This window comes from Parafrankia elaeagni, from assembly GCF_000374165.1.
Classification (GTDB): domain Bacteria; phylum Actinomycetota; class Actinomycetes; order Frankiales; family Frankiaceae; genus Parafrankia; species Parafrankia elaeagni.
This window is the reverse complement of record NZ_KB893693.1, coordinates 1-1,770: the sequence shown is the minus strand read 5'-3', so window position 1 is coordinate 1,770 and position 1,770 is coordinate 1. Positions and strand designations below refer to the sequence as shown.

Below are 1,770 nucleotides of genomic sequence, written 5' to 3'. Positions count from 1 at the left end.
CAGATCGAGAACGCGTTGGGGTTGTCGAACGTGAAGGAGATCGCGTTCGCGAGCCCGCGGATCGAGACGATCATCTTTGGTCCGGCGGATTTCATGGCGTCGATGAACATGCCGTCGCTGGTGGTGGGTGCGTTGAGCCCGGACTATCCGGGGGATCCGTTCCACTACGTGNTGTTCAAGATTCTGGAGGCGGCGCGGGCGCGGGGTGTGCAGGCGATTGACGGTCCGTTCCTGCAGATTCGTGATGTGGAGGCGTTCCGGGGGGTGGCGAAGAAGTCCGCGGCGTTGGGGTACGACGGTAAGTGGGTGTTGCATCCGGGGCAGATCGAGGCGGCGAACGAGATCTACGCGCCTCGGCAGGAGGACTACGACCATGCGGAGCTGATCCTGGACGCGTATGCGTGGCACACCTCGGCGGAGGGTGGTCTGCGGGGTGCGGTGATGCTGGGTGACGAGATGATCGACGAGGCGAGCCGGAAGATGGCCGAGGTGATCGCGGGGAAGGGCCGGGCGGCGGGGATGGCTCGGACGGTGACGTTCGAGCCGCCGAAGGACTGACCGGGCCCCGTCCCGTTCTGTTCTGTTCCGTGTCGTTGAGACCGTTCCGCTGAGACCCCGGACCACAGGAGCCATCATGGGCAGGATTGCGCAGACCGACGGGCTGACCGAGGTGCAGGCCGACATCCTCGCGGCGGTGCGGTCGTTCGTCGACAGGGAGATCCTTCCGCACGCGAACGAGTTGGAGCGTAAGGACGAGTTCCCGGACGCGATCGTCGAGGCGATGAAGGAGATGGGCCTGTTCGGGATCACGATCCCGGAGGAGTACGGCGGGCTGGGGGAGTCGCTGCTGACGTACGCGCTGGTGGTGGAGGAGATCGCGCGGGGGTGGATGAGCGTCTCCGGGGTGATCAACACGCATTTCATCGTGGCGTACCTGGTGTTGCAGCACGGTACGGAGGAGCAGCGCCGGCGGTTGTTGCCGAGGATGGCGACGGGGGAGGTGCGGGGGGCGTTCTCGATGAGCGAGCCGGGGTGTGGTTCGGATGTCGCGGCGATCACGACCCGGGCGGAGCGTGACGGTGACGACTATGTCGTGACCGGGCAGAAGATGTGGCTGACCAACGGTGCCCGGGCCGGGGTGGTCGCGACGTTGGTGAAGACCGACGAGGGTGCGGAGTCGGTGTATCGGAACATGACGACGTTCCTGTTGGAGAAGGAGCCGGGGTTCGGGTCGCACGGCGGGATCACGATCCCGGGCAAGCTCGACAAGCTCGGGTACAAGGGTGTCGAGACCACGGAGATGATCCTGGACGGGCATCGGACGCCGGCCAGTTCGATCCTGGGTGGGCCGGCCGGGGCGGGGCGTGGTTTCTACCAGATGATGGATGGTGTCGAGGTCGGTCGGGTGAATGTGGCGGCGCGGGCCTGCGGCATCATGATCCGNGCGTTCGAGCTCGCGATCGCGTATGCGCAGCAGCGGCGGACGTTCGGCCGGCAGATCGCGGATCATCAGGCGATCGCGTTCAAGCTCGCGGAGATGGCGACGAAGGTCGAGGCCGGGCATCTGATGATGGTCGCCGCCGCGCGGAAGAAGGACAGCGGGCAGCGTAACGACGTCGAGGCGGGGATGGCGAAGTTCCTCGCCAGTGAGTACTGCCACGAGGTGACGACCGAGTCGTTCCGGATCCACGGCGGCTACGGGTACTCCAAGGAGTACGAGATCGAGCGGCTCTACCGCGAGGCCCCGTTCATGCTGATCGGCGAGGGCAC

Annotated in this window: 2 protein-coding genes; both read left to right on the top strand. The window is 66.0% G+C overall.

Annotated elements, in window-relative coordinates:
• On the top strand, positions 1-558 hold a 558-nt coding region (locus tag B207_RS0105250), incomplete at its 5' end, for an HpcH/HpaI aldolase/citrate lyase family protein (RefSeq protein WP_018635478.1).
• 76 nt (positions 559-634) lie between these two features.
• The coding region (locus B207_RS0105245; RefSeq protein WP_018635477.1) for an acyl-CoA dehydrogenase family protein at positions 635-1,770 on the top strand (1,136 nt) is incomplete at its 3' end.